The organism is Polaromonas sp. AER18D-145 (assembly GCF_002379095.1).
GTDB lineage: Bacteria > Pseudomonadota > Gammaproteobacteria > Burkholderiales > Burkholderiaceae_C > Polaromonas.
On the sequence record NZ_NBZV01000041.1, the window covers coordinates 1 to 26,564 of the forward strand.

The 26,564-nt window shown below is 63.5% G+C and carries 25 protein-coding genes; 19 read left to right on the forward strand and 6 right to left on the reverse strand.

Going from position 1 to position 26,564, the window contains the following annotated elements:
- Positions 1-197: 197 nt before the first annotated feature.
- On the forward strand, positions 198-419 hold the full coding sequence (locus tag B7G52_RS24495; protein WP_371329038.1) for a GNAT family N-acetyltransferase: 222 nt from the start codon (positions 198-200) through the stop codon (positions 417-419).
- Between the two features lie 104 nt (positions 420-523).
- Here B7G52_RS24495 and fabI read toward each other — a convergent pair whose 3' ends face one another.
- A complete protein-coding gene (fabI, locus tag B7G52_RS17775) occupies positions 524-1,330 on the reverse strand; it encodes an enoyl-ACP reductase FabI (RefSeq protein ID WP_096698864.1) in 807 nt (268 codons plus the stop codon).
- A gap of 92 nt (positions 1,331-1,422) precedes the next feature.
- On the opposite strand from fabI, the gene B7G52_RS17780 reads away from it, so the two are divergent.
- The 12 genes from B7G52_RS17780 (at position 1,423) to B7G52_RS17835 (ending at position 18,018) form a co-directional block, all read left to right on the forward strand.
- Positions 1,423-3,237, forward strand: a complete 1,815-nt coding sequence (locus B7G52_RS17780; RefSeq protein ID WP_096698865.1) for an extracellular solute-binding protein — start codon at positions 1,423-1,425, stop codon at positions 3,235-3,237.
- Between the two features lie 224 nt (positions 3,238-3,461).
- Positions 3,462-4,496, forward strand: coding sequence for a microcin C ABC transporter permease YejB (locus B7G52_RS17785; RefSeq protein ID WP_096698866.1), 1,035 nt, complete (start codon positions 3,462-3,464; stop codon positions 4,494-4,496).
- 88 nt (positions 4,497-4,584) lie between these two features.
- Entirely contained in the window at positions 4,585-5,610 is a 1,026-nt protein-coding gene (locus B7G52_RS17790; RefSeq protein WP_371329037.1) for an ABC transporter permease, read from the forward strand.
- Positions 5,607-7,235, forward strand: coding sequence for an ABC transporter ATP-binding protein (locus tag B7G52_RS17795; protein ID WP_096698868.1), 1,629 nt, complete (start codon positions 5,607-5,609; stop codon positions 7,233-7,235). Before B7G52_RS17790 ends, B7G52_RS17795 begins: the two co-directional genes overlap by 4 nt.
- Before the next feature lie 246 nt (positions 7,236-7,481).
- Positions 7,482-8,057 (forward strand): ribosome maturation factor RimP, encoded by a 576-nt coding sequence (rimP, locus tag B7G52_RS17800; RefSeq protein ID WP_096662239.1) that lies wholly within the window; start codon positions 7,482-7,484, stop codon positions 8,055-8,057.
- A 20-nt stretch (positions 8,058-8,077) separates the two neighbouring features.
- Positions 8,078-9,598, forward strand: coding sequence for a transcription termination factor NusA (gene nusA, locus B7G52_RS17805; RefSeq protein WP_096698869.1), 1,521 nt, complete (start codon positions 8,078-8,080; stop codon positions 9,596-9,598).
- Positions 9,599-9,625: 27 nt separating this feature from the next.
- The gene (infB, locus tag B7G52_RS17810) at positions 9,626-12,523 is read left to right on the forward strand and encodes a translation initiation factor IF-2 (RefSeq protein ID WP_096698870.1); all 2,898 of its coding nucleotides are present in this window, start codon (positions 9,626-9,628) and stop codon (positions 12,521-12,523) included.
- A 66-nt stretch (positions 12,524-12,589) separates the two neighbouring features.
- Positions 12,590-12,958, forward strand: a complete 369-nt coding sequence (gene rbfA, locus B7G52_RS17815; RefSeq protein WP_077594385.1) for a 30S ribosome-binding factor RbfA — start codon at positions 12,590-12,592, stop codon at positions 12,956-12,958.
- Between the two features lie 90 nt (positions 12,959-13,048).
- The gene (gene truB, locus B7G52_RS17820) at positions 13,049-14,080 is read left to right on the forward strand and encodes a tRNA pseudouridine(55) synthase TruB (RefSeq protein WP_096698871.1); all 1,032 of its coding nucleotides are present in this window, start codon (positions 13,049-13,051) and stop codon (positions 14,078-14,080) included.
- A gap of 35 nt (positions 14,081-14,115) precedes the next feature.
- Positions 14,116-15,939, forward strand: coding sequence for a translational GTPase TypA (gene typA, locus B7G52_RS17825; protein ID WP_096698872.1), 1,824 nt, complete (start codon positions 14,116-14,118; stop codon positions 15,937-15,939).
- A 61-nt stretch (positions 15,940-16,000) separates the two neighbouring features.
- Positions 16,001-16,885, forward strand: coding sequence for a DMT family transporter (locus tag B7G52_RS17830; protein WP_096698897.1), 885 nt, complete (start codon positions 16,001-16,003; stop codon positions 16,883-16,885).
- The gene (locus B7G52_RS17835) at positions 16,882-18,018 is read left to right on the forward strand and encodes an enoyl-CoA hydratase/isomerase family protein (RefSeq protein ID WP_096698873.1); all 1,137 of its coding nucleotides are present in this window, start codon (positions 16,882-16,884) and stop codon (positions 18,016-18,018) included. The genes B7G52_RS17830 and B7G52_RS17835 overlap by 4 nt, the downstream gene beginning before the upstream one ends.
- Positions 18,019-18,025: 7 nt before the next feature.
- Here the strand turns inward: B7G52_RS17835 and B7G52_RS17840 are convergent, their stop codons facing one another.
- From B7G52_RS17840 to smpB, 4 genes are all read right to left on the reverse strand, one after another.
- Positions 18,026-18,850, reverse strand: a complete 825-nt coding sequence (locus B7G52_RS17840; protein ID WP_096698874.1) for an anti-sigma factor — start codon at positions 18,848-18,850, stop codon at positions 18,026-18,028.
- Between the two features lie 15 nt (positions 18,851-18,865).
- Positions 18,866-19,405, reverse strand: a complete 540-nt coding sequence (locus B7G52_RS17845; RefSeq protein ID WP_096698875.1) for an RNA polymerase sigma factor — start codon at positions 19,403-19,405, stop codon at positions 18,866-18,868.
- A 27-nt stretch (positions 19,406-19,432) separates the two neighbouring features.
- Entirely contained in the window at positions 19,433-19,804 is a 372-nt protein-coding gene (locus B7G52_RS17850) for a hypothetical protein (RefSeq protein ID WP_096698876.1), read from the reverse strand.
- 148 nt (positions 19,805-19,952) lie between these two features.
- Positions 19,953-20,507, reverse strand: a complete 555-nt coding sequence (smpB, locus tag B7G52_RS17855; RefSeq protein WP_240523512.1) for an SsrA-binding protein SmpB — start codon at positions 20,505-20,507, stop codon at positions 19,953-19,955.
- A 55-nt stretch (positions 20,508-20,562) separates the two neighbouring features.
- Between smpB and B7G52_RS17860 the strand changes: the two genes are divergently transcribed.
- Both B7G52_RS17860 and B7G52_RS17865 read left to right on the forward strand, forming a co-directional pair.
- Positions 20,563-21,015 (forward strand): type II toxin-antitoxin system RatA family toxin, encoded by a 453-nt coding sequence (locus B7G52_RS17860; RefSeq protein ID WP_096698877.1) that lies wholly within the window; start codon positions 20,563-20,565, stop codon positions 21,013-21,015.
- A 5-nt stretch (positions 21,016-21,020) separates the two neighbouring features.
- Positions 21,021-21,359: an RnfH family protein gene (locus tag B7G52_RS17865; protein ID WP_096698878.1), complete on the forward strand. Its 339-nt coding sequence runs from the start codon at positions 21,021-21,023 to the stop codon at positions 21,357-21,359.
- 14 nt (positions 21,360-21,373) lie between these two features.
- Here the strand turns inward: B7G52_RS17865 and B7G52_RS17870 are convergent, their stop codons facing one another.
- Positions 21,374-21,916, reverse strand: coding sequence for a DUF4124 domain-containing protein (locus B7G52_RS17870; RefSeq protein ID WP_096698879.1), 543 nt, complete (start codon positions 21,914-21,916; stop codon positions 21,374-21,376).
- A 143-nt stretch (positions 21,917-22,059) separates the two neighbouring features.
- Here B7G52_RS17870 and guaB point away from each other — a divergent pair, with 143 nt between their 5' ends.
- The 4 genes from guaB to B7G52_RS17890 all read left to right on the forward strand — a co-directional run bounded on the left by guaB (position 22,060) and on the right by B7G52_RS17890 (position 26,563).
- Complete coding sequence (gene guaB / locus B7G52_RS17875; RefSeq protein WP_096698880.1) at positions 22,060-23,529, forward strand: IMP dehydrogenase; 1,470 nt, start codon at positions 22,060-22,062, stop codon at positions 23,527-23,529.
- 68 nt (positions 23,530-23,597) lie between these two features.
- Positions 23,598-25,211: a glutamine-hydrolyzing GMP synthase gene (gene guaA, locus B7G52_RS17880; protein ID WP_096698881.1), complete on the forward strand. Its 1,614-nt coding sequence runs from the start codon at positions 23,598-23,600 to the stop codon at positions 25,209-25,211.
- Between the two features lie 39 nt (positions 25,212-25,250).
- Positions 25,251-25,835: an RNA 2',3'-cyclic phosphodiesterase gene (gene thpR / locus B7G52_RS17885; RefSeq protein WP_096698882.1), complete on the forward strand. Its 585-nt coding sequence runs from the start codon at positions 25,251-25,253 to the stop codon at positions 25,833-25,835.
- Between the two features lie 89 nt (positions 25,836-25,924).
- The gene (locus tag B7G52_RS17890; RefSeq protein ID WP_096698883.1) at positions 25,925-26,563 is read left to right on the forward strand and encodes an FMN-binding negative transcriptional regulator; all 639 of its coding nucleotides are present in this window, start codon (positions 25,925-25,927) and stop codon (positions 26,561-26,563) included.
- Position 26,564 lies beyond the last annotated feature (1 nt).

Genomic DNA, 26,564 nt, shown 5'->3' on the forward strand with positions numbered 1-26,564 from the left:
GGAGGGTAGGTGGTGGAGGTGCCGTCATGTCGCTGGATTTATTGCATGATTCATGCCGCAAGCGCCCGAAGAAAGGGCGGAGTCAGCTATCAAAACAGTAGTATTGGTCTTTCCCGTTTTTTTATTTTCCCGGCCTGCGGCTGACGATTGTGCGGTCGGGGACGGGCTTGGTGCAAGTCTGAACCGGTACAAACGCCATTCATGAACGCCAAAGATGTTGCTTCCATAGAACCGGCCACCCTGGCCGCCGTGGCCCCCGACACCGTGGAGGAGCGGGAAGGCTGGCCGATGCCGCGCTCGCGCGGGGCATGGCGCGGGTCTTTTTGCAGGTGGAAGCCGGCAACACCGCCGCGCAGGCCTTGTACCGGCGCGCGGGTTTCGAAACCGCGCGGTCTTATGTGTACTGGCGCCACGCCTGAGTAGCCGGCGCGGCTATGCTCACATTTTAATAGCTGACATCGCCCGTTTATCAAGGGCTGAAGCCATATTTGACTCCAAGCCCAGGATGGGACCCTGAGCCGGTTCAGCTCGCCTCGGGCTCGCGGCCGATGCCGGCCGTGTGGCTGAAGCCGCCATCCACATAGGTGATTTCGGCGGTGACGCCGGAAGCCAGGTCGGACAGCAGGAAGGCGGCCACATTGCCCACATCCTCAATGGTGACGTTGCGCCGCAGCGGCGAGGCGGCGGCCACCATGCCCAGCAGCTTGCCGAAGTCCTTGATGCCGCTGGCCGCCAGTGTCTTGATCGGGCCGGCGCTGATGCCGTTGACGCGCATGCCCTTGGGGCCCAGCGATTCGGCGAGGTAACGCACGCTGGCTTCCAGGCTGGCCTTGGCCAGGCCCATGGTGTTGTAGTTGGGGATGGTGCGCTGGGCGCCCAGGTAGGTCAGCGTCAGCAGGGCCGACTTGGGGTTGAGGTGGGGCAGGGCGGCCTTGGCCATAGCAGGAAAACTGTAGGCGCTGATGTCGTGGGCAATCTTGAAACCCTCGCGTGTCAGGCCTTCGAGGAAGTCCCCCGCGATCGCCTCGCGCGGCGCGTAGCCGATGCTGTGCACAAAACCGTCAAAGGTCGGCCAGGTCTTGGTCAGGTCAGCAAACAGGGCGGCAATCTGGGCATCGTCGCCGACATCGCAGTCAAAAATCAGCTTGGAGCCGAAGTCGGCGGCAAATTCGGTGATGCGCTCCTTGAAACGTTCACCCACGTAGCTGAAGGCCAGTTCGGCGCCCTGGGCGTGACAGGCCTTGGCAATGCCGTAAGCGATGGACCGGTTGGACAGTACGCCCGTGATCAACAGTTTTTTTCCGGTGAGAAATCCCGTGGGTGTGCCCATGCGTTGTGCTCCAGTGTGTGCGGGTGAACTGGCCAAGGGCGCGCTGCGTTGCATGGCGCTCTTTGCCAACTTAAGTAGTGCAGAATTGTCGCATGCGGGATTTGTCGTTTTTGCGGGCCTTGATGATGGCCGTTCTGGTCTGCCTGGCCCCGGCGTCCTGGGCTGCCCACGCCTATGCGCAGTTTGGCGACATCAAGTACCCGCCGGGCTTCACCCACTTCGACTACGTCAACCCCGCCGCGCCCAAGGGCGGCGAGATCCGCATGGTGCCGCCGACCCGGCCCACCAACTTCGACAAGTTCAACCCCTTCACGCTGCGCGGCACGGCGCCCTACGGTATTGGCATGCTGATGATCGAGAGCCTGTTGACCGGCAACGCCGAGGAGCCGACCACCGCCTACGGGCTGCTGGCCGACGACGTCGCGGTGGCGCCGGACCGGCTGTCGGCCACCTTCCGCCTGCATCCCAAGGCGCGTTTTCAGGACGGCTCGCCGGTGTTGGCCGCCGATGTGCTGCACTCGTTCACCCAGCTGACCGGCAAGCTGGCCGCGCCGCAATACCGCAGCATTTATGCCGAGGTCAAGGGCGTGCAGGTGCTCTCCGAACGTGTGCTGCGTTTCGATTTTGCGGTGCCCAACCCCGAGTTGCCGCTGGTCGTCGGCGGCATGCCGGTGTTCAGCCGTGCCTGGGGCGGCGGCAAGCCGTTTGACCGTATCGTGTCCGACCTGCCGATAGGCTCCGGCCCCTACAAGCCCGCCAGCACGGCGATGGGGCGCGACATCACCTATGTCCGCGACCCGGCCTACTGGGGCACCGAGCTGCCCAGCCGCAAGGGGCAGTTCAACTTTGACCGCATCACCTTCAAGATTTACCTCGACGAAACCTCGCGTTTTGAAGGCCTGAAAGCCGGTGAATACGACTTCATGCGCGAGTTCATCTCGCGCAACTGGGCGCGCCAGTACACCGGCAAGCAGTTCACCTCGGGCGAACTCGTCAAGCGTGCCTTCGAAAACCGCAACCCCGGCGATTTCCAGGGTTATGTGTTCAACCTGCGCAGGGAAAAATTCCAGGACGTGCGTGTGCGGCGCGCCATCGGGCTGGCCATGGACTTCGAATGGATGAACCGCCAGCTGTTCTACGGCATCTACAAACGTGTCAACGGCTATTTCCCGAACAGCGAGTTTCATGCCGAGGGGCTGCCCCAGCCCGACGAACTGGCGCTGCTGGAGCCGCTGCGCGCCAGGCTCAGCCCCGCGGTGTTTGGCGCCGTGCCAGTGGCGCCCGCCACCACGCCGCCGGGCAGCCTGCGGCAGAACCTGCGGCAGGCCCAGGCGCTGCTGCGCGAGGCCGGCTGGACTTACCGCGATGGCGCGCTGCGCAATGCCAAAGGCGAGGCCTTCACGATGGAGTTTCTCAATGACCAGCCGTCGCTGGTGCGCATCGTCGGGCCTTTCCAGAAGGCGCTGGAAAAGCTAGGCATCACCATGACTTACCGGGTGGTCGATTTCTCCCTGTCCAAGCAGAAAATGGACGCGTTCGACTTCGAGGTCACGACGCTGCGGCTGCCGGGCTCGACCGCACCCGGCAGCGAGTTGCTGGAGCGTTTCGGCTCCGAGGCGGCAAAGACACCGGGTTCGTCCAATGTCTGGGGCATTGCCGACCCGGCGGTCGATGCCTTGCTGCAAAAGGTGGTGACAGCCAAAACCCGGCCCGAACTGGGCGCCGCCATGCGCGCGCTGGACCGGGTTCTGACGCACGGCTTTTACTCGGTGCCGCAGTATTATGGCGACGCCTTCCTGATCGGTTACCGGCCCGCGCCGTTTGTGTTGCCGGCGACAATTCCGCCGTATTACCAGGCCGACACCTGGGCCATGAGCACCTGGTGGGCTTCAAGCTCCAACAAATGACCCCCACGCTTGTCACTTCGTGTACTGCGCGAGGCCTTGCAGGCCGCGGCTCGCGAGACGCTTCACCTCTGTCGCCCGTCCAAAGCTGCGCAGGCAGCTTTGGAGCCGCGGGCTTCAGCCCCTCGGGGGCCGCTGCGCCTGAGGCCCGGCAGAGCCGGTTCCTCGGCCCCTGCTTGAAGGGATCGTTCGCGCGCTCACTTCACCCACGCTCGCAGGTTTGACCCATGGCCAGCTACATCCTCAAACGCCTGCTGCTGATGATTCCCACCTTGCTGGGGGTGCTGCTGCTGACCTTCGCCATGGTGCAGTTTGTGCCCGGCGGCCCGGTGGAGCAGATGGTGGCGCAGCTGCAGGGGCGTGATTCCGGCGGCGAACGGGCGGCGGCCACCGGCTCCGGCTACCGCGGGCGCCAGGGCCTGGACGCGCAGCGCATCGAGGAAATCCGGGCCCTGTACGGTTTTGACAAACCCGTGCACGAGCGTTTTTTCCAGATGCTCGGGCAGTTCGCGCGGTTTGACTTGGGCAAAAGTTTTTACCAGCACAAGGACGTCTGGCAACTGGTCAAGGAAAAATTGCCGGTGTCCATCAGCCTCGGGCTGTGGACCTTTTTCATCAGCTACCTGATCGCCGTGCCGCTCGGTGTGGCCAAGGCGGTGCGCGCCGGCTCGCGTTTTGACTTCGTCACCACGCTGATCGTGCTGGTCGGTTATGCCATTCCCGGCTTTGTGCTGGGCGTGGCGCTGCTCGTGATTTTTGGCGGGCAGCTGCAGTGGTTTCCCTTGCGCGGGCTGACCTCGTCGAACTGGGAAACCCTGAGCTGGGGCGCGCGCATCACCGACTACCTGTGGCACATCACCTTGCCGGTCACGGCCATGGTTCTGGGCAGTTTTGCGGTCACGGCGGTGCTGACCAAAAACTCCTTTCTCGAGGAAATCCGCAAGCAGTACGTGCTGACGGCGCGGGCCAAAGGCCTGTCCGAGCGCCAGGTGCTCTGGAAACACGTGTTCCGCAATGCGTTGATTCCCATCATCACCGGTTTTCCGTCGGCCTTCATCGGCGCCTTTTTCACCGGCTCGCTGCTGATCGAAACCCTGTTTTCGCTCGACGGCCTGGGCCTGCTCAGCTACGAAAGCGTGATCCGGCGCGACTACCCGGTGGTGCTGGGCACGCTGTACCTGTTCACACTGATCGGCCTGCTGACCAAGCTGGTCTCCGATCTCTGTTATGTCTGGGTCGACCCAAGGGTGAAGTTTGACTGACGGTACACACAGCGAACAATTTTCCGACGGGCCGCCCCTAGGAAAATTAGCCCCCTCGGGGGGCAGCGCAGTACACGCAGTGACAAGCGTGGGGGCTTCACCTTCCCGTCGCGCCTGGCAGCGCTTCCGGCGCAACAAGCTGGGCTACCGCAGCCTGGTGATTTTCTGCGTGCTGGTGCTGCTCAGCCTGTTTGCCGAGGTCTTGTCCAACGACCGGCCGCTGCTGGTGCGTTACGAGGGGGCGTTCTACTTCCCGCTGGTCCGGGACTATTCGGAGAAAACCTTTGGCGGGGATTTCGACACACCGACCGATTACCTCGATCCCTTTGTTCGCGCCAAACTCAGGGAAGGGGACAACTGGTCGGTTTATCCGCTCAATCCCTATGGCCCGCGCACCATCAACTATTTTGCGAAAGAGCCCAACCCGTCCGCGCCATCGCGCGACAACCTGTTCGGCACCGACGACCGCGGGCGCGACCTGCTGGCCCAGCTGATCTACGGTTTCCGCCTCAGCGTGCTGTTCGGTCTGGCGCTGACGCTGATTGGCGTGGTGGTCGGCATCATCACCGGGGCGGTGCAGGGTTATGTGGGCGGCAAGACCGACCTGGCCTTCCAGCGTTTCATCGAAATCTGGGGTTCCATGCCCGAGCTGTACCTGCTGATCATTTTCAGCGCGATTTTTGCGCCCAGCGTGGCCGTGCTGCTGCTGCTGCTCAGCCTGTTCGGCTGGATGGGTCTGTCCGACTATGTGCGCGCCGAGTTTCTGCGCAACCGCCAGATGGACTACGTGCGCGCGGCGCGCGCGCTGGGCGTCGGCAACCTGCAGATCATGTGGCGCCACATCCTGCCCAACAGCCTGACGCCGGTGGTCACCTTTCTGCCTTTTCGCATGAGCGCGGCGATTCTGGCGCTGACCTCGCTCGATTTTCTGGGCCTGGGCGTGCCGCCCGGCACACCGTCGCTGGGCGAGTTGCTGAACCAGGGCAAGGCCAACATCGACGCCTGGTGGATCTCCCTGTCGACCTTCGCGGTGCTGGTGATGACTCTGTTGCTGCTGACCTTCATGGGCGATGCGCTGCGGGATGCGCTGGACCCACGGAAGGCGGACAAATGACGGCCCCCACGCCCGGCGCGAACGTGTCCGGTCTTCTTGACGTCAAAAACCTGCGCGTGTCCTTCGCCGGCAAGGAGGTCGTACGCGGCATCGATTTTTTCATTGCACCCGGTGAAAAACTTGCGCTGGTCGGTGAGTCGGGCTCCGGAAAAACCGTCACCGCACTGAGCCTGTTGCGCCTCGTGCAGAACGCTGCCATCAGCGGCAAGGCGACCTTCGCCGCGCAAGAGGGGGCGGTGGATCTGCTGTCCCTTCCCGAGCGGGTCTTGCGCGGCATCCGCGGCCAGGACATTGCGATGATCTTTCAGGAGCCGATGACGGCCCTGAACCCGCTGTTCACCGTGGGTGAACAGATTGCCGAAGTCTTGCAGCTGAAAAAGGCCCTGACCCCCGCCGAATCTGCGCAGGAAGCTATTAAATTGCTAGCGGATACCGGCATCCCCGAGGCCGCCCGGCGGGCGGGCTCCTACCCGCACCAGCTGTCGGGAGGGCAGCGCCAGCGCGCCATGATTGCCATGGCGCTGGCCTGCCAGCCCAAACTGCTGCTGGCCGACGAGCCGACGACGGCCCTGGACGTCACGCTGCGCACGCAGATCCTGGATCTGCTGACCGGGCTGCAGCAGCGCAACGGCATGGCGGTGCTCCTGATCACCCACGACCTGAACCTGGTGCGGCGCTTTGCCGACCGCATTGCGGTGATGGAGGACGGACGCATTGTGGAGACCGGGCCGGTGGCGCAGGTGTTCGACAAGCCGCAGCATGCCTACACCCGCAAGCTGATAGACAGCCGGCCGGCACGCGACGTGGCGGAGGGACGGGCCGATCCCGCCGCCGCTGCGGTGCTGCAGGCCCGGGACCTGCGGGTGACGTACCCGCTGCCGATTCCCGGGGTGCGTGGCTGGTTTCGCAAGGGCGAGTTTGTGGCGCTCCAGGGCGCCAGTTTTCAGGTGCCCGCCGGCCAGACCCTGGGGGTGATCGGGGAGTCCGGGTCGGGCAAATCCACGCTGGCCCTGGCCGCGTTGGGCCTGTACCCGCACCAGGGGCAGTTGCTGGCGGCGGGCCAGGCATGGAGCCGCGATGCCGCCAGCAACAAACGTATCCGCCGCGCGGTGCAGGTGGTGTTTCAGGATCCGTTTTCCTCGCTGTCGCCGCGCATGACGGTCGAGGAAATCGTCGGTGAAGGCCTGCGCGTCCATGAGCCGGGGCTGTCCGCCAGCCAGCGGCGCGCGCAGGTGCTGCAGTCCCTGGTGGAAGTGGGGATGAGCGAAGCGCAGTTCCCCGGCCTGCTGCAGCGTTACCCGCATGAGTTTTCGGGCGGGCAGCGCCAGCGGCTGGCCATTGCCCGGGCCCTGATCATCCAGCCCCAGTTGCTGGTGCTGGACGAACCGACCAGCGCCCTGGATGTGACCATCCAGAAACAGGTGCTCCAGCTGCTGCAAAAACTCCAGCGCGAGCATGGCCTGAGCTACCTGCTGATCACCCATGACGTGGACGTGATCCGGGCCATGGCGCACCAGGTCATGGTGCTCAAGGACGGCGAGGTGCTGGAAGCCGGCAGCGTGGACGAGGTGCTGGAGCGGCCGCAGCATCCTTACACCCAGACGCTGGTGGCGGCACAAGGCTGACGCGGATTTGGCCAATCCAGGCCCTTTGTTGCTGATTTCGGCACTTTTTCCGAAAATGGCGGATGCTGGCCCGGGGGAGCCTGCGCAGGGCGCGCTGCATTCCGGCATGTAAACTGCTTGCACAGGCGTCAGCAGCAGGTTACAATATGCGCTTCACGACCAAATGGGCGGGTTTTCACCGCCCATTTTTTTTGGGCGTTTGTTTTTGCAACCCTGATTTTTACGAAGCTGCTTTTTTAGAACTGAATGGCATTACACGAGACGATTGAGCAAACAGTCACGGGACTGGGTTACGAGCTGGTGGACATCGAGCGCACCGCCGGTGGTTTGCTGCGCGTGACGATTGACCAGCCCTATGTTCAGGGTGCCGAGCAGTTCATCAATGCGGAAGACTGCGAAAAAGTCACGCGCCAGCTGCAGTTTGTGCTGGAAGTGGAAGGCGCGGCGTATTCCCGGCTCGAGGTGAGCTCGCCGGGCATCGATCGGCCCTTGCGCAGTGAAAAGGATTTCGAACGGTTTGCAGGCGAGTTGATCGACCTCACGCTGAAGGCGCCCATCGGGGCGGCGGCTGCGGCCGGGTCCGGGGTGTCGGCCAGCCGAAAAAAATTCCGCGGCACGCTTGAACGTGCGGCATCCGGATGGCAGATCGTGTGGAGCGAAGAGCCCGCCGTCAAACCCGGGCAAAAGGTAAGCAAGAAGAGGATTCCCGCACCGCTGCAGGCGCTGGGTTTCACGCTGGATGAAATAGTGCAGGCGCGTCTGGCGCCCGTTGTTGACTTCAAGGGGCGCCGGCCGAAAAGCGCACCCGCCACAGAGATATAAAAGAAAGGCAGGCTTGTGAAATGAATCGCGAACTGTTGATGTTGGTTGATGCCATATCGCGTGAGAAAAATGTTGAACGTGACGTCGTCTTTGGCGCGGTCGAGCTCGCGCTCGCCTCGGCCACCAAAAAGGTGTACGCAGACGGTGTAGACATCCGCGTGGTGGTGGACCGCGATAGCGGCAACTACGAAACCTTCCGCCGCTGGCTGGTGGTGCCTGACGAAGCCGGCCTGCAAAATCCCGAAGCCGAAGAGCTGGTCAGCGATGCGCGCGACGAGATTGCCGACATCGAAGAAGGCGACTACATCGAAAAGCCGGTCGAAAGCCTGCCTATCGGCCGTATTGGCGCGCAAGCGGCCAAACAGGTCATCCTGCAGAAAATCCGCGACGCCGAGCGCGAGATGCTGCTCAACGACTTCATGTCGCGTGGCGAGAAGATTTTTGTCGGCACCGTCAAGCGCATGGACAAGGGCGACATCATTGTCGAATCCGGCCGCGTCGAGGGCCGCCTGCGCCGCAGCGACATGATCCCGAAGGAAAACCTGCGCTCCGGTGACCGCGTTCGCGCCATGATCATGGAAGTCGACAACACCCTGCGTGGCGCGCCCATCATCCTGTCGCGCACCGCGCCCGAGTTCATGATCGAGCTGTTCCGCCAGGAAGTGCCCGAGATCGAGCAGGGTCTGCTGGAGATCAAATCCTGCGCCCGCGACCCTGGTTCGCGCGCCAAGATCGCCGTGCTGTCGCATGACAAACGCGTGGACCCGATCGGCACCTGCGTCGGTGTGCGCGGCACCCGTGTCAACGGCGTGACCAACGAACTCGCCGGCGAACGCGTCGACATCGTGCTGTGGAGCGAGGATCCGGCCCAGTTCGTGATCGGCGCGCTGGCTCCGGCCAACGTGTCGTCCATCGTTGTGGACGAAGAGCGCCACGCCATGGATGTTGTGGTGGACGAGGAAAACCTCGCCATCTCGATCGGCCGTGGCGGTCAGAACGTGCGCCTTGCCGCCGAGCTGACCGGCTGGAAGATCAACATCATGACGGCCGACGAGTCTGCTGAAAAGCAGGCTACCGAGACCGACACCAGCCGCAAGCTGTTCATGGAAAAACTCGATGTGGACGAGGAAATCGCCGACATCCTGATCTCCGAAGGCTTCACCAGCCTGGAAGAAGTCGCCTATGTGCCGCTGCAGGAGATGCTGGAGATCGAGTCCTTCGATGAAGACACGGTCAACGAACTGCGTACACGTGCCAAGGATGCCTTGCTGACGATGGAAATCGCCAGGGAAGAAGATGTCGAAGGCGTTTCGCAGAACCTGCGCGATGTCGAAGGCCTGACGCCCGAACTGATTGCCAAATTGACCGCTGCGGGTGTGAACACCCGTGACGACCTGGCCGATCTGGCCGTCGACGAATTAACCGATATCACCGGCCAGTCTGCGGACGAGGCCAAAGCCCTGATCATGACCGCGCGCGCGCATTGGTTTACCGATGAGGCTGCAGAGCCCGCCGCGCCGGCAACGGCCCAAGAGCAATGATCATGGAGGCCAGCAGGAAAAAAACATATGTCCAGTACCACTACCGTCGCTGAATTCGCAGCTGAACTGAATAAACCCACCGCCACCCTGATCGAGCAATTGACCAGTGCCGGTGTTGCCAAGGCGCAGGCCACGGATCCCCTGTCAGAGGCCGACAAGCAGAAACTGCTGAGCTATCTGCAGGCGGCCCACGGCACGGCCAGTGCCGAGCGCAAGAAAATCACGCTGGTCAAGAAATCGACCACCGAAATCAAGCAGGCCGATGCCACCGGCCGCGCCCGGACCATCCAGGTCGAGGTTCGCAAAAAGCGCACCTTCATCAAGCGCGACGAAGGCTCTGAGCAGCCTGTCGAAGAGGTCGCCGTGCCGGTTGCAGCACCTGAGGTGCCGTCAATTGACAATGCCGAACTGGTTCGCCGCGAGGAAGAAGCCAGCCGCCATGCCGAACTGCTGCGCCGGCAGGAAGAAGAGCTGTCGGAAAAACGCCGCCTGCGTGAAGAGCAGGATGCCAGGGACCAGGCCCTTGAAAACGAGCGCCAGGCCGCCGAGCAAAGTGCGCTGGTTGCTGCGCAAGCCGCCGAGGCTGCCAGGAAGCTGGAAAAACCGACGATAGGCAAAATCATGCCCGCCAAGGACGTGGCTGCGCAAGCGCCGGCGGTGCCGGACAGCGCTGCCGTCGCGCTGGCGGCTTCGAAAGCTGCTGACGCCAGTGCCGCCCAAGCGGCGGCCAAGGCCAAGGCCACGGCAGAGTTCCAGGCCGATGCCGTGAAGGCGCAGGACCTGCAGGACCGCCGCAAGAAAGCCGAGGCGGAAGCCGCCGGCATTCGCGCCATGATGAATGCGCCCAAGCGTGTTCTGGTGCCCCACGTTGACCCCAAAGCCGTCATCAAGGGCACGCTGCACAAGCCGGCCGTCGTGCCGGGCGCCGCAAAACCCGCAGCGCCGGGCGCCGTGGCAGGTGCCGCGGGCAAGAAGGAAGTCAAGTCGGAAAACCTGTCTTCGACCTGGAAAGACGACGCAGCCAAGAAAAAAGGCGAGATCAAGACCCGCGGCGCGCCTGTCGTGCCGGGTCGCGGCAATTTCCGTGGCGGCCCGCGCGGCCGTCGCAGTTCGGACCGCGATTCGCGTTCCGAGTCCACCTTTGTGGCGCCGACCGAGTTCAAGGTCATCGAGGTGCATGTGCCGGAGACCATCACGGTGGCCGAACTCGCCCACAAGATGAGCGTGAAGTCCTCCGAGGTCATCAAACACCTGATGAAGCTGGGCCAGATGGTCACCATCAACCAGCCGCTGGACCAGGACACCGCGATGATTGTCGTGGAAGAAATGGGCCACAAGGCGGTGACGGCTTCGCTGGACGATCCGGAGGCTTTTGCCGACGAGGACGTCCAGGGCCAGCAGGCCGAGTTGCTGCCGCGCGCACCGGTCGTGACCGTCATGGGTCACGTCGACCACGGCAAGACCTCGCTGCTCGACTACATCCGCCGCGCCAAGGTGGCGTCCGGCGAAGCCGGCGGCATCACCCAGCACATTGGCGCCTACCACGTGGAAACTCCGCGCGGCATGGTGTCCTTCCTGGACACGCCGGGTCACGAGGCGTTTACCGCCATGCGTGCCCGAGGCGCGCAGGCGACCGACATCGTGATTTTGGTGGTGGCGGCCGACGACGGCGTCATGCCGCAGACCAAGGAAGCCATCAAGCATGCGAAAGCGGCCGGGGTACCCATCGTGGTGGCGATCAACAAGATCGACAAGCCGGGTATCAACATGGAGCGCGTCAAGGGCGAACTGGTTACCGAAGAAGTGATTCCCGAAGAGTTCGGCGGCGACGTGCCCTTTGTCGGCGTGTCGGCCCATACCGGCGCCGGCATCGATGCCCTGCTCGAGCAGGTGCTGCTGCAGGCCGAAGTGCTGGAACTCAAGGCGCCGGTGGATGCGCTGGCCAAAGGCCTGGTGATTGAAGCCCGGCTTGACAAGGGCCGCGGCCCGGTGGCCACCGTGTTGATTCAGTCCGGCACGCTCAAGGCTGGCGACGTGGTGCTGGCGGGTTCGACCTTTGGCCGCGTGCGTGCCATGCTCGATGAGAACGGCAAGACCATCAAGACGGCCGGTCCGTCGATTCCGGTGGAAATCCAGGGTCTGACGGAAGTGCCGCAGGCCGGTGATGAGTTCATGGTCATGCTCGACGAACGTCGCGCCCGTGAAATCGCCACCTACCGTGCCGGCAAATTCCGCAACACCAAGCTGGCCAAGCAGCAGGCTGCCAAGCTGGAGAACATGTTCTCCGACATCGGCGCCGGTGAAGTCAAGATGCTGCCCATCATCATCAAGGCCGATGTGCAGGGTTCGCAGGAAGCCCTGGCCCAGTCGCTGCTCAAGCTGTCGACCGACGAGGTCAAGGTGCAGCTGGTGTACTCCGGTGTCGGCGGCATTTCCGAGTCCGACGTCAATCTGGCGATCGCTTCCAAGGCCGTGGTGATCGGGTTCAACACCCGCGCCGATGCCCAGGCCCGCAAGCTGGCCGAAAACAACGGCGTGGACCTTCGCTACTACAACATCATTTACGATGCGGTGGACGAATTGCGCGCCGCGATGTCGGGCATGCTGACGCCGGACAAGAAGGAAGAAGTCATCGGTACGGCCGAGATTCGCCAGGTGTTCAAGGTCAGCAAGATCGGTTCGATCGCCGGCTGTATGGTCACCGCCGGTGTGGTTCGCCGCAGCGCGCGCCTGCGCCTGCTGCGCGAAAACATCGTCATCTTCACGGGTGAACTCGACTCGCTCAAGCGTTTCAAGGACGATGCGAAAGAGGTCAAGGAAGGCTTCGAGTGCGGTTTGAACGTGAAGGGCTACAACGACATCCAGGTCGGCGACATGCTTGAATTCTTTGAAATCCGTGAAGTGGCCAGGACACTGGAAGCCTGAAGACCTTAAGACTGCCTTGCGGCTGGCGCCTCACGGTGCCGGCCGCCACAAGTCCCAACATTTTGTATGCGTAAAAAATCATCCACCCCGAATCGCGGTTTTCGCGTCGCCGACCAGATCCAGCGCGATCTGACGGAGCTGATCGCGCGCGAACTGAAAGACCCGCGGGTCGGGATGGTGACGATCCAGGCCGTCGAGGTGACGCCGGACTATGCGCATGCCAAGGTGTTTTTCAGCGTGCTGATCGGCGACCCGAAAGAATGCGAAACAGCGCTGAACCAGGCCGCGGGCTTTCTGCGCAACGGCTTGTTCAAGAAGCTGATGATCCACACGGTGCCGACCCTGCATTTCCAGTTTGACCGCACCACGGAGCGTGCGGCCGACATGAACGCCCTGATTGCCAAGGCGGTTTCTTCCCGCGCCCAGGACGACTGAGTTCGCGCCGTTTCCCTTGATGACAGGTTCAGGGACAACGGTGCCAACAGAGTGCGCGGGCCAGCCCGTGCGCCGAGCCTGTCGGAATTTATGACGCAAACAACTTCTCATCGCCAGGCCCCGCGGGGCCAAAAGATACAGCGACGTCCCGTGCACGGCGTGCTGCTGCTCGACAAGCCGCTAGGCCTGTCGAGCAATCAGGCCTTGCAGAAGGCCAAATGGCTGCTGCGTGCCGACAAGGCCGGCCACACCGGCACGCTGGACCCGCTGGCCACCGGCGTGTTGCCCCTGTGTTTCGGGGCGGCCACCAAGTTCAGCCAGCTGCAGCTCGACGCCGACAAGACCTACGAAGCCGTGCTGCTGCTGGGTCAGAAAACCAGCACCGCTGACGCCGAAGGCGATGTCATCGAGACACGCCCGGTGCCGGCCATCACGCCCGAACTGCTGGCCGAGCTGACACGCCGCTTCACCGGTGCGCAAAGCCAGGTGCCGCCCATGTATTCGGCCCTGAAAAAAGACGGCAAGGCGCTTTACGAATACGCGCGCAAGGGCGAGGAAGTCGAACGGGACGCGCGCCACGTCACCATTTACAAGCTGGAAATGGCTCCAGACCAGGACCCACGGGCGCCGGCAGCTATCAAAATAATAGTGTCGTGCAGCAAGGGTACCTACATCCGCACGCTCGGGGAAGACATCGGCGAGGCCATTGGTTGCGGCGCCCACCTCGGCTCGCTGCGGCGCCTGGAGACCGGCGGTTATACCGACCGCCAGTGTGTGAGCCTGCCGGCGCTTGAAGCCATGAGCGAGGCCGAACGCGAGGCCTGTTTGTTGCCGGTGCAGTCGCTGGTGGCCGCCTTTCCGTCTGTCACATTGGGCGCCGATGATGCAGGGCGGTTCCTGAGCGGCCTGCGTCGCCGCGGCAGCCCGGGCCAGTGGGGGCCGGACAGCGCGATGGTGCAGGTCTACGGCGCTGACCCGCCGGCTTTTCTGGGCTCGGCCCATGTCACCGCCGATGAGTTAATCCCCGGGCGCCTGCTCAGCCCGATTGAAATCCAGGACATGCTGCTTGCCAGCCCGTCCCTTGCTTCCAGCCCTGCGGCACCTGCCGCATTGGCCCATTAACCAGCCACCGAATTGAAGTTTTTAGAAAGCGAACCATGAGCCACAAGCAAATCCGAAACATCGCCATCATCGCCCACGTTGACCACGGCAAGACCACCATGGTCGACCAGCTGCTGCGTCAGTCCGGCACCTTTGCCGAACACGAAAAAGTGGTCGACACGGTGATGGACAACAACGCCATCGAAAAAGAGCGCGGCATCACCATCCTGGCCAAGAACTGCGCCGTGACCTGGGAAGGCACGCACATCAACATCGTCGATACCCCCGGCCACGCCGACTTCGGCGGTGAAGTCGAGCGCGCCCTGTCCATGGTTGACGGCGTGGTGCTGCTGATCGACGCGCAGGAAGGCCCGATGCCACAGACGCGCTTCGTGACCAAGAAGGCGCTGGCGCTGGGCCTCAAGCCCATCCTGGTGGTCAACAAGGTGGACAAGCCCGGTGCGCGCCCCGACTACGTGGTCAACGCCGCTTTCGACCTGTTCGACAAGCTCGGTGCCACCGACGAACAGCTCGATTTCCCCGTGGTTTACGCCTCCGGCATCAACGGCTGGTCGTCGATGGAAGAGGGCGCGCCCGGTGAGCAGTGGGGTCCCGACATGTCGGCCCTGTTCAATACCGTGCTCAAGCATGTGCCGCATCAGGAAGGTGATCCGGCAGCGCCGCTGCAGCTGCAGATTTCCGCGCTCGACTTCTCGACCTTTGTCGGTCGTATCGGTGTGGGCCGTATCAGCCAGGGCACGATCAGGCCCATGATGGACGTGGTGGTGATGGAAGGTCCGGACGGCAAGGCCGTCAAGGGCCGCATCAACCAGGTGTTGACTTTTCAGGGCCTGGAGCGTGTGCAGACCACGGAAGCCGGCCCCGGCGAAATCGTGCTGATCAACGGCCTGACCGACATCGGCATTGGCGTGACCATCACCGACCCGGTCACGCCGATGCCGCTGCCCATGCTCAAGGTCGATGAGCCGACCCTGACCATGAACTTCTGCGTCAACACCAGCCCGCTGGCTGGCCGTGAAGGCAAGTTCGTCACCAGCCGCCAGATCTGGGACCGCCTGCAGAAAGAGCTGCAGCACAACGTGGCCCTGCGCGTCAAGGAAACCGACGAGGAAGGCATTTTTGAAGTCATGGGCCGCGGCGAGCTGCACCTGACCATCCTGCTGGAAAACATGCGCCGCGAAGGCTTCGAGCTGGCGGTGTCCAAGCCGCGCGTGGTCTACAAGGATGTCGATGGCGTGCGCCACGAGCCGATCGAGCTGGTGACGGCCGACATCGAGGAAACCCACCAGGGCGGCGTGATGCAGGCCCTCGGCGAGCGCAAGGGCGATCTGGTCAACATGGAGTCGGACGGCCGTGGCCGCGTGCGCCTCGAGTACCGCATTCCGGCGCGTGGCCTGATCGGTTTCACCAACGAGTTCCTGAACCTGACGCGCGGTTCCGGCCTGATCTCCAACATCTTCGACAGCTACGAGCCGCACAAGGGCGAGATCGGCGGCCGCAAGAACGGCGTGCTGATTTCCATGGACGACGGTGAAATCTTCACCTACGCCCTGGGCAAGCTGGACGACCGCGGCCGCATGTTCGTCAAGGCCAACGATCCGGTGTACGAAGGCATGATCGTCGGCATCCACTCCAGGGACAACGACCTGGTGGTGAATGCCACGCGTACCAAGCAGTTGACCAACTTCCGCGTGTCCGGCAAGGAAGACGCGATCAAGATCACGCCGCCTATCGAATTGACGCTGGAATACGGCGTCGAGTTCATCGAGGACGACGAGCTGGTCGAGATCACGCCCAAGTCGGTCCGCCTGCGCAAGCGTTACCTCAAAGAGAGCGAGCGCAAGCGCTCCGGCCGCTAAAAACCAAAAGGCGGTGCCGGCACCTGGGTGCCTGCCCGCCTTTTTTCTTTTTTTGGACACCATGAAACTGACGCACAGCCGCGCCGTACTCCTGATGATCGCGATCACGCTGATGTGGTCGATCGCCGGCGTGGTGACGCGCCATCTTGAATCGGCCCGCAGTTTTGAAGTGACCTTCTGGCGCAGTTTTTTCACGCTGCTGTCGCTGCTGGTCATCCTGCCGCTGTTCCAGGGGCGCGCGGTGTTCTCCAGGATCCGCCATGCAGGCCGCTTCCTGTGGCTGTCAGGCGTCTGCTGGAGCATCATGTTCACCGCCTTCATGCTGGCGCTGACCATGACCAGCGTGGCCAATGTGCTGGTCACCATGGCGGTCGGGCCCTTCATCACGGCCCTGGTGGCTCGGGTCTTCATCGGTCACCGCATTCCGCCCCGGACCTGGGGGGCCATTGCCGTGGCGGGTGTGGGCATTGCCTGGATGCACGGCAGCCAGGTGAGCCTGGGCGCCAGCGCGGGCCAGCTCGCCGGTACGCTGGTGGCCTTGCTGGTGCCCATGGCCGCGGCCGTGAACTGGACCGTGGTGCAGCGCAGCCAGGCGCATGGCGAAAAAATCGACCTGGTGCCGGCCGTGCTGGTGGGCGCTGCGATTTCCTCGCTGCTCACGCTGCCGCTGGCGTTTCCGTTTGTCGCGACGCCGCATGACATCGGCCTGCTGGCCCTGCTGGGCCTGGTCCAGCTGGCGATCCCCTGCGTGTTGTCGGTGGTCTGCGCCCGCGTGCTGAAAGCGCCCGAGATGGCCTTGCTGGCGCTGCTGGAGATCATTTTCGGCATTCTGCTGGCCTGGGCCGGCGCGGGCGAGGTGCCGGCTGCCAGTGTGCTGACCGGCGGGCTGCTGGTCATCGCGGCGCTGGTCGCCAATGAATTGATGGGATGGAGACAGAGAGCATGAACCAGACAACAACACACGCACCGGCCCACAGCGACATCCTGACCGAGGTGCGCGGGCGGGTCGGCTTCATCACGCTGAACCGGCCCAAGGCGCTCAATGCGCTCTCGCTGTCCATGGTGCGCGACCTGTCGGCGGCGCTGACGGCATGGCGCGATGATGCGGCCGTGGTCGCCGTGGCCATTCGGGGCACCAACAAGGCGGGACGTCCCGGCACGCCGGAAAGCCTGTTCGGCGGCTTTTGCGCCGGCGGCGATATCCGCTTTTTCCACCAGGCCGCACTGGCCGGTGACACGGACCTGGACGCGTTTTTCACCGAGGAATACCGCCTCAACCACCTGATTCACAACTATCCCAAACCCTACATCGCCTTCATGGACGGTGTGGTGATGGGCGGCGGCATGGGAATCAGTGTCGGAGCGACGGTCCGCATCGTGACCGAACACACCAAGATGGCCATGCCGGAAACCAACATCGGGCTGTTTCCCGATGTCGGTGGCGGCCACTTCCTGAGCCGCTGCCCGGGCAGTGCGGGGGAGTACCTGGCGTTGACCGGGGCGGTGATCGGTGCCGGCGAGGCGCTGGCGTACGGCCTGGCCGACATCGAGCGGCCTGCTGCCAGCCTGCCGGGTCTGTGGCAGCAGCTGGGCGATCAGGCCTTTTCCGATGTTTCCGCGGCCGAGCAATGGATTGCTACTCATTTGATAGCTGATGGCGCCCGTCCTGAAAGCGCTGAGAGCAGATTTGATGCTTATTTTTCGCTGGCCCGGGTGAAACACATCGTCGATGCCCTGGAAGCCGCGAAGGACGACGACTGGGCACAAAAAACCGCTGTTGTGCTGCGCAAACGTTCACCGCTGATGCTGCATGTGACCCTGGAGCAGATCCGCCGCGCCCGCAGCATGAGCCTGGCCGACGATCTGCGCATGGAGCGCGACATGGTGCACCATTGCTTTCACCTCAGGCCAGGCGCGGCCAGCGAGACGGTCGAGGGCATACGTGCGCTGGCCGTCGACAAGGACTACACGCCGAAGTGGAACCCCGCCCGCATTGAAGAGGTCAAGCCGCAGATGGTGCAGGCGTTTTTCGCCAGTCCCTGGGCGGCCGAAGCGCATCCGCTGCGCGATCTTCAGTGAGCCAGCTCTAAAGCTGCTGGTAGACCAGCCCGGCCAGCCGCATCAGTTCCTCGCGCGCGACCGGGCCGCTCATGGCATAACCAAAGCCCTGGTCCATCCAGTAAAACGCCGGCACCGGGCCGTCGTTGCTGTAGCGGAAAGTGGTTTCCGCGCTGGCCGGCTTGCCTGCCGCAGGGCTGCCGTCGAGCGCACCGAGGTACAGGGTCACACGCACGCCGGCAGCGTTCTGGAACATGAACTGCGCGCGGGCGCCGCCATCGCCGGGCAACAGCCGGCCGCCCACCAGTTCATACCCCTGGCTGGACAGCAGGGGCACCTTGAGCGGCTTGCCCAGGCGTTTGGACAGCCATTGCACCAGGTGTTCCTGCTGCGCCGCGCCGACTTCCACCGGATGCCGCACTTCCGGCGCAAACGCCGCATGGGCCAGGGTGGCCTGGTGTGCAAACGCCTGGCCGGCGCGCAAACCCTGGCCTGCAGCGTAGGGAAGGGGGCCGTTGCCGAATTGACCGTGCGCCGTCCAGCCGACGGCAAAGGCCAGCAGCACACCGGCGGCCAGGCCGCCCCAGCGCCACCACGGGTCCAGCGCCTGCCGCTCATGCGTGCTGCGGTGCACGGTTGCCAGCAAGGTTTCAGGAATGGGTTCATCCAGCAGCTTCTGGTGCAGGCCGCGCAGCGCTTCGCGCTGGTCCTGCCAGGCCTTCAAGGTCTCGCCAGTCAGCGGGTCGTCCGCAATGTGCGCCAAGGCGGCTGCCCGCTGCCCGGCCGTCAGTTGCCCATCGACCAGCGCATTCAGCTCGTCGTGGGTCAGGGGCGATGTTCTTGAAGCATCCATGGTGGTGTGGGCTTGTTAGGGGAGGCGCCGCAAGGCGGAAACGTTCCTGGTGTTGTCCGTCGCCGCCTGAGGCTGCGCCGGTTTGTCCATCAGTTCACGCAGGCGGCTGCGTGCCCGCGACAGGCGCGACATCACGGTGCCCAGCGGCACGCCAACCACGCGGGCGACCTGCTCGTAACTCATGTCTTCCAGGCTGACGAGCAGCAGCACGGCACGCTGGTCGTCCGGCAGCCGGAGCAGGCAACGCTGCAGGTCCAGGGCCTGGTCCTGCCTGGCGTCGGGTGCGGCCAGCGTGCCGGCCAGTTCATCCACATCCAGCGGCGGGCCCGCCTGTAATTGCCGCGCCGCACTGCGCCGCTGGTTCATGAACAGGTTGTGCATCAGGGTGAACAGCCAGGCCCGCAGATCGGACCCGGCTGTCCACAGACGCCATTTGCTGCAGGCCCGCTCCAGCGTGTCCTGCACCAGGTCGTCGGCGGCCCAGGCATTGCCGGTCAGCGCGCGGGCGTAACGCCGCAAACCGGGAATCTGGGCAATCAGCTCGGAACGGTCCATGGACTGCGGTCAAGCCGGCATGCAAATTCAGGGCTTGACGATGTGCCAGACGTTCTGCACGCCGTCACCGGTCTTGTCGCCGGCCTTGGTGTCCTTGATCCAGTAGTACAGCGGCTTGCCTTTCATGGACCACTGTTTTTTGCCGTCGTCGCGCGTGATGACCGTGTAGTCGCCCGAGGCCTTGTCCGTCTCGGCGGCCAGCAGCGGTGGCCAGTTGGTGGCGCAAGGGCCATTGCAGACGGACTTGCCACTACCCGTGATATCGCGGTCAAAGGTGTAAAGCGTCATGCCGTTCGGACCGACCAGCATGCCATCGGCCACTTTGGCGGGCGGGTTGCTCATGGAGGCGCAGCCGCCGAGAAGGGCGGCGGTGAGGACGGCGATGGTCAGGAATTTCATGGTGAGCTCCGGTAGGTGAAGTGGGTTGGGCAGAGCAGCTCTGCCACCCCACAAACACCTTTGACGGCCAGTTTATTCCCGGCCTTGCAGAATATTTCTGAAAGACAGGGAAAGACAGGGAAAGACAGGGTTAGGCCGGGCAGGGAAGTCAGCGGCTGCGCGACTTCATTGCGCGTTCGACTTCGCGCTTGCCTTCGCGGTCCTTGATGGTGTCGCGCTTGTCGTGTTCGCCCTTGCCCTTGGCCAGACCCACCTCGCATTTGACCTTGCCGGCCTTCCAGTGCAGGTTCAGCGGCACCAGCGTGAAACCCTTTTGCTCGATCTTGCCGATCAGGCGGCGGATCTCGTCCTTGTGCATCAGCAGCTTCTTGGTACGCACCGAGTCCGGCCGGACATGGGTGGATGCCGTTCCGAGCGGGTTGATCTGGCAGCCGATCAGGAACAGCTCGCCGTTGCGGATCACCACATAACCGTCGGTCAATTGCACCTTGCCCTCGCGCAGCGACTTCACCTCCCAGCCCTCGAGCACCATGCCGGCCTCGAAGCGCTCTTCAATGTGATAGTTGAACGTGGCTTTCTTGTTGTCGGCAATACGCACGGCAGCAGCGGCAGCCTTGGGTGTCAGGTTGATCGCGGGCTTGCCCGTGGACTTTCCGGATGACGCGGCGGCCGGTTTTTTGGAGGATGCTTCTTTGGTGGCCATGGGTAAAAGGTAGGGGCGGCATCGGCTAATACAATCGAGCGCAGCCCATGATTGTATGAAAACCGTTCACAAGTCCGTTTTGATCTGGTACAGCGCAGCCGAAATGTTTGCCCTGGTCACCGATGTCGCCAGCTACCCGCAGTTTTTGCCCTGGTGCGACCAGGCCAGAGTGATCGAAGAAGATGCGCAGGGCATGATGGCCAACGTGGGCATCGCCTTTGCCGGCATTCATCAGAGTTTCACCACCCGCAACACCCACGTGCCGGACCGTCAGGTCTCGCTCAAGCTGGTGAACGGTCCTTTTTCAAAGCTCGACGGCGACTGGGACTTCACACCCCTGGGCGACGGTAGCCAGCGCGCCTGCAAGGTGGACCTGACGCTGCGCTACGACTTTGACAACGCGGCACTCGCGGCGCTGGTGGGGCCGGTGTTTGACAAGATCGCCGGTAGCCTGGTCGATGCCTTTGTCAAAAGGGCCGCCCAGGTGTACGGCGAGGCCGCGGTCTGAACGCCATGGTGGCGCTGGACATTTTCCTGCTGTATTCGCCCGGGCCGCGCCAGGTGCGCGAGTGGCATCTGACACTGCCGACCGGCAGCACCGTGGCGCAGGCCATTGCAGCCAGCGGCATCTTGGACGAGTTTCCGGAACTGGCGGCAGGCCGTCTGTCGGTGGGCATTTGGGGGCGCAAAACCAGTTTGCGCCATGAGCTGCACCAGCAGGATCGGCTGGAGATCTATCGCCCGCTGAGGGTGGACCCCAAGATCGCGCGGCGCGAGCGCTTCAACAAGCAGGGCGTGAAGAAATCAGGTCTGTTTGCCAACAAAAGGGCAGGGGCCAAGGCCGGGTACTGAACGCGAACGGCTGCCTATTTGCAGTCGCTGTCCATGATGGCTTGCAGGCGCTTGTTTTCCGCTGCACGTGCGTTGTCGTCCATGATTTCGCGCTCGCCCTTGGTGTTGGTGGTCGATATCCGCGCGCCCGACTGGATGGTCACCATGGCCTTTTTGGCGCGTTCGCAGTTGTCGGCTCTGGCTTTGGCGACTTTTTCCTCGTCCACCTTTTTCTTGGCTGCTTCTTCCTCTTCCAGTTTTTTCTTCTTGGCTTCCAGCTCCGCATCCTTGCCGGAAATTTTCGGGGTATTGGCTTTCGCGGCCGGTGCTGCTGTTGCTGCTGTAACGGGTGCGGCGCCCTCGGTTGGCTCGGTAGCGGCTACAGGCGCCTTGGCGCGTCCCCGGCCGCCGGGCTGCTTGAGGATGTCCTTGTCCTGAATGTCGGCTGGCGGTGGTCGGTCACTGAACACCTTGCGTCCGTCTTTGCCTATCCACTGCCACTGGGCGGCGGCCGACAGCGCAAAAGTCCAGCCGGCCAGTAGCAGAAGAAGGTGTTTGGGAGTGATTTTCAGATGCATGGGATCAGTGTACTGGTAGCGCTCCTGCAGGCGAAGACGAACGCTGTTTGGCGTGGCCTTTTTGTAACGCGGCAGGCAAGACTTCCAGCGCTAGGGTTTGTACGGACCGGCGCGGGTACAATCGTGTTTTTGGAGCCATCCCTATGCGCCTACTCGGCAAAGCGCTCACCTTCGACGACGTATTGTTGGTGCCAGCGTTCTCCCAGGTCCTGCCCAAGGACACCTCGCTTTCCACCCAGTTCTCAAGAAACATCCGCCTGAACCTGCCTCTGGTTTCGGCTGCGATGGACACGGTCACCGAAGCCCGGCTGGCCATTGCCATTGCGCAGGAGGGCGGAATCGGCATCGTTCATAAAAACCTGACAGCGCAGGAGCAGGCCGCCCATGTGGCCAAGGTCAAGCGTTATGAGTCGGGCGTCGTGCGCGACCCGGTGGTCATCACGCCGGAACACACCGTGCTGCAGATACTGGAACTGTCCGAGCAGCTCGGCATCTCGGGCTTTCCGGTGTGCGACGGCGGCAAGGTGGTGGGTATCGTGACGAGCCGCGACCTGCGCTTTGAGACCCGCTACGACGTCAAGGCGCACCAGATCATGACGCCGCGCGAGAAACTGATCACGGTCAAGGAAGGCACGTCTGCCGCCGAGGCCAAGGCCCTGCTCAACAAATACAAGCTTGAACGCCTGCTGGTGGTCAACGACGACTTTGAGCTCAAGGGTCTGATCACGGTCAAGGACATCACCAAACAGACCAATTTCCCCAATGCCGCACGCGACGCCTCGGGCCGCCTGCGCGTGGGTGCGGCCGTTGGTGTCGGCGAAGGCACGGAAGAGCGGGTTGAAGCGCTGGTCCGGGCCGGGGTCGATGCCATCGTGGTCGACACCGCCCACGGCCACAGCCACGGCGTGATCGAGCGCGTGCGCTGGGTCAAGAAGAACTATCCGCAGATCGATGTGATCGGCGGCAACATTGCCACCGGCGCCGCCGCGCTGGCCCTGGTGGAGGCCGGCGCCGATGCGGTCAAGGTCGGCATTGGTCCCGGCTCCATCTGCACCACCCGCATTGTCGCGGGCGTGGGCGTGCCGCAGATCATGGCGATTGACAGCGTGGCCATGGCGCTGCGCGGCACCGGCGTGCCGCTGATTGCCGACGGTGGCATCCGTTACAGCGGCGACATCGCCAAGGCCATCGCAGCCGGCGCAGGCACCGTGATGATGGGCGGCATGTTTGCCGGCACCGAGGAAGCCCCCGGCGAAGTGATTCTGTTCCAGGGCCGCAGCTACAAGAGCTACCGCGGCATGGGCAGCATTGGCGCGATGCAGCAGGGCAGTGCCGACCGCTATTTCCAGGAAGCCACCACCGGCAACCCGAACGCAGACAAGCTGGTGCCCGAGGGCATCGAAGGCCGGGTGCCCTACAAGGGTTCCATGGTCGCCATCATTTACCAGATGGCCGGCGGCCTGCGCGCCAGCATGGGTTATTGCGGTTGCGCCACCATCGAGGACATGCGCAACCAGGCCGAGTTTGTCGAGATCACGACGGCCGGCATTCGCGAAAGCCATGTCCATGACGTGCAGATCACCAAGGAAGCCCCCAATTACAGGGCAGACTGACCGTTTTGGCTTGTCAGGGGCGTCTTCATAGACGCCTTTTTCTTTTTTTGCCTTGAAGACACTCTTTCATGCAGCACCAAAAAATTCTCATTCTCGATTTCGGCTCCCAGGTCACCCAGCTGATTGCACGGCGCATCCGTGAAGCCCACGTGTTCTGCGAAGTCCATCCCTGCGATGTGACCAGCGACTGGGTCCGCGACTACGCCCAGGATGGCAAGCTCAAGGGCATCATCCTGTCGGGCAGCCACGCCAGCGTCTACGAGGACAGCACCGACAAGGCGCCGCAGGCGGTGTTCGACCTGGGCGTGCCCGTGCTGGGCATCTGTTACGGCATGCAGACCATGGCGCACCAGCTCGGCGGCATCGTGCAAAGCGGCCACAAGCGCGAATTCGGCCCCGCCGATGTGCGGGCGCATGGTCATACCCAGCTGCTCGAAGGCATCCAGGATTACGCGACCTCCGAAGGCCACGGCATGCTGCAGGTGTGGATGAGCCATGGCGACAAGGTCACCGAGTTGCCGCCCGGCTTCAAGCTGATGGCCAGTACCGACAGCTGCCCGATCGCCGGCATGGCCGACGAGGAGCGCCGGTTTTACGGCGTGCAGTTCCACCCCGAAGTCACGCACACCAAGCGTGGTGCGGCCATCCTGGAGCGTTTTGTCCTGGATATCTGCGGCACCCGGGCCGACTGGATCATGGGCGACTACATCAGTGAGGCGGTGGAAAAAATCCGCACCCAGGTGGGCAGCGAGGAAGTGATCCTTGGCCTGTCCGGCGGTGTCGATTCGTCGGTTGCGGCCGCCTTGATTCACCGCGCCATCGGCGACCAGCTGACCTGCGTGTTTGTCGACCACGGCCTGCTGCGCCTGGACGAAGGCGACATGGTGATGGACATGTTTGTCGGCAAGCTGCACGCGAAAGTCATTCGCGTTGACGCTGCCGACCAGTTCCTCGGCCATCTCAAGGGCGTCAGCGATCCCGAAGCCAAGCGCAAGATCATTGGCCGCGAATTCGTGGAAGTGTTCAAGGCCGAAGCCGGCAAGCTCAAGAACGACCATTCGCGCCATGTGGCCTGGCTGGCCCAGGGCACGATTTATCCGGACGTGATCGAGAGTGGCGGCTCCAAGAACAAAAAGGCCATCACGATCAAGAGCCACCACAACGTGGGCGGCCTGCCCGAGCAGCTCGGCCTGAAGCTGCTCGAACCCCTGCGCGAGCTGTTCAAGGACGAAGTGCGCGAGCTGGGCGTGGCGCTGGGCCTGCCTTTTCACATGGTGTACCGCCACCCCTTCCCGGGCCCGGGCCTGGGGGTGCGGATTCTGGGCGAAGTCAAAAAGGAATACGCTGACTTGCTGCGCCGCGCCGACGCCATCTTCATCGAAGAGCTGCGCAACTTCACCGACGATGCCACCGGTAAAAGCTGGTACGACCTGACCAGCCAGGCGTTTGCGGTGTTTCTGCCGGTGAAAAGCGTGGGCGTCATGGGCGACGGCCGCACCTACGATTACGTCGTGGCCCTGCGCGCGGTCCAGACCAGCGACTTCATGACCGCCGACTGGGCCGAGCTGCCCTATGCGCTGCTCAAAAAGGTCTCCAGCCGCATCATCAACGAAGTGCGCGGCATCAACCGCGTGACCTACGATGTCAGCAGCAAGCCCCCGGCCACGATCGAGTGGGAATAGGGCGCAATCCCGCCCTGTACGCAGCGACCCGCCAGCACCATGCCTGAGCAGTCTTTCTTGCCGGGCTTTGAGGCCGCGCCCCGACCCACCGACAGGCTGTTTTTCGCCATCTATCCCGACGCGGCCACCGCTGCACGGATTGCCCAGCTTGCGCAGCAACTGCGTGCGGAACACGGCCTGCAGGGCAAGCCGCTGAAACCGGAGCGCTTTCATGTCACGCTGCATCACCTGGGCGACCATGCCGGGCTGCCGCAAGACCTGGTCGCCGCAGCCTGCGGGGCGGCGGCAAGCCTGGCGGCTGCACCGTTTGACATCACCTTCGACCGTGTCGCCAGCTTCACCAGTGCGCCGCGCAACCGGCCGTTTGTCCTGCGCGGCGCCGACGGCCTGGCGGCGCTGATGGCCTTCCAGCAAAGCCTCGGTGAAGCGATGAAGAAAACCGTGCTCGGCCGCTGGGCCAAGCCGGGCTTCACGCCGCATGTGACGCTTCTTTACGACGATCGCAGCGTTCCCGAGCAGGCCGTGACGCCGGTTTCCTGGACCGCGCGCGAGTTGGTTCTCGTGCACAGCCTGATCGGCCAGACTTTGCATGTGCCCCTTGCGCGCTGGCCTTTGCACGCCTGAGTTGCCCATGGCTCCGTAGCGCGAACGCGCTTTGCCGTGCCAGGCGTCCGGGAGTCCGGGAGTCGGGTTTTTTGTCGGATACTCAGCCTATGTATTTGCCACCCCAATTCAAGGGTGATCGCGCGCAGGCCCAGGCGCTGATCACCGACCATCCCTTCGCCAGCCTGATCAGCATGGACGACGCGGGGCTGCCTTACGTGACGCACCTGCCGCTGCACCTGGAAGCCAGGGGCGACCAGCTGGTGCTGCTCGGTCACGTGGCCAAACCCAACCCGCACTGGCGTTACCTGCAAGCCAGGCCGCAGGCCGTGGCGACCTTTCTGGGGCCGCACGCCTACCTGTCGCCCAAGGTCTACCCCGACCTGGCGCGGGTGCCGACCTGGAATTACCTGGCCGTGCATTGCACCGTGCAGGCCAGCCTGATCGAAGACCCGCAGGCCAAGGACCGGCTGCTCAAAAAGCTGATTGGCGACCATGAGCCGCCTTATGCCGAGCAGTGGCGCGGCCTGGGCGAGGAGTTTGCCCACAAGATGCTGGCCGGCATTGTGGCCTTTGAGTTGCGGGTCACCGACCTGCAGTGCAAGCTCAAGCTCAACCAGCACCGGACCGAGTCGCACGCGGCGATGAAAGCCATGTATGCCGCCGGCACGCCCGACGAACAGGCGCTGGCCGGCTGGATGGACCGGCTGGGCATGGGGGCCGCCGCCGACCCCCGCAAGGAGACCTGAC

Excerpts from the sequence above, each read along its gene's own strand:
- fabI (WP_096698864.1), bottom strand. The coding sequence starts at position 1,330 with ATGGGCACACCCACGGGATTTCTCACCGGAAAAAAACTGTTGATCACG.
- B7G52_RS17780 (WP_096698865.1), top strand. The coding sequence starts at position 1,423 with ATGCGGGATTTGTCGTTTTTGCGGGCCTTGATGATGGCCGTTCTGGTC.
- B7G52_RS17785 (WP_096698866.1), top strand. The coding sequence starts at position 3,462 with ATGGCCAGCTACATCCTCAAACGCCTGCTGCTGATGATTCCCACCTTG.
- B7G52_RS17795 (WP_096698868.1), top strand. The coding sequence starts at position 5,607 with ATGACGGCCCCCACGCCCGGCGCGAACGTGTCCGGTCTTCTTGACGTC.
- rimP (WP_096662239.1), top strand. The coding sequence starts at position 7,482 with ATGGCATTACACGAGACGATTGAGCAAACAGTCACGGGACTGGGTTAC.
- nusA (WP_096698869.1), top strand. The coding sequence starts at position 8,078 with ATGAATCGCGAACTGTTGATGTTGGTTGATGCCATATCGCGTGAGAAA.
- infB (WP_096698870.1), top strand. The coding sequence starts at position 9,626 with ATGTCCAGTACCACTACCGTCGCTGAATTCGCAGCTGAACTGAATAAA.
- rbfA (WP_077594385.1), top strand. The coding sequence starts at position 12,590 with ATGCGTAAAAAATCATCCACCCCGAATCGCGGTTTTCGCGTCGCCGAC.
- truB (WP_096698871.1), top strand. The coding sequence starts at position 13,049 with ATGACGCAAACAACTTCTCATCGCCAGGCCCCGCGGGGCCAAAAGATA.
- typA (WP_096698872.1), top strand. The coding sequence starts at position 14,116 with ATGAGCCACAAGCAAATCCGAAACATCGCCATCATCGCCCACGTTGAC.
- B7G52_RS17830 (WP_096698897.1), top strand. The coding sequence starts at position 16,001 with ATGAAACTGACGCACAGCCGCGCCGTACTCCTGATGATCGCGATCACG.
- B7G52_RS17835 (WP_096698873.1), top strand. The coding sequence starts at position 16,882 with ATGAACCAGACAACAACACACGCACCGGCCCACAGCGACATCCTGACC.
- B7G52_RS17840 (WP_096698874.1), bottom strand. The coding sequence starts at position 18,850 with ATGGATGCTTCAAGAACATCGCCCCTGACCCACGACGAGCTGAATGCG.
- B7G52_RS17845 (WP_096698875.1), bottom strand. The coding sequence starts at position 19,405 with ATGGACCGTTCCGAGCTGATTGCCCAGATTCCCGGTTTGCGGCGTTAC.
- B7G52_RS17850 (WP_096698876.1), bottom strand. The coding sequence starts at position 19,804 with ATGAAATTCCTGACCATCGCCGTCCTCACCGCCGCCCTTCTCGGCGGC.
- smpB (WP_240523512.1), bottom strand. The coding sequence starts at position 20,507 with ATGGCCACCAAAGAAGCATCCTCCAAAAAACCGGCCGCCGCGTCATCC.
- B7G52_RS17860 (WP_096698877.1), top strand. The coding sequence starts at position 20,563 with ATGAAAACCGTTCACAAGTCCGTTTTGATCTGGTACAGCGCAGCCGAA.
- B7G52_RS17865 (WP_096698878.1), top strand. The coding sequence starts at position 21,021 with ATGGTGGCGCTGGACATTTTCCTGCTGTATTCGCCCGGGCCGCGCCAG.
- B7G52_RS17870 (WP_096698879.1), bottom strand. The coding sequence starts at position 21,916 with ATGCATCTGAAAATCACTCCCAAACACCTTCTTCTGCTACTGGCCGGC.
- guaB (WP_096698880.1), top strand. The coding sequence starts at position 22,060 with ATGCGCCTACTCGGCAAAGCGCTCACCTTCGACGACGTATTGTTGGTG.
- guaA (WP_096698881.1), top strand. The coding sequence starts at position 23,598 with ATGCAGCACCAAAAAATTCTCATTCTCGATTTCGGCTCCCAGGTCACC.
- thpR (WP_096698882.1), top strand. The coding sequence starts at position 25,251 with ATGCCTGAGCAGTCTTTCTTGCCGGGCTTTGAGGCCGCGCCCCGACCC.
- B7G52_RS17890 (WP_096698883.1), top strand. The coding sequence starts at position 25,925 with ATGTATTTGCCACCCCAATTCAAGGGTGATCGCGCGCAGGCCCAGGCG.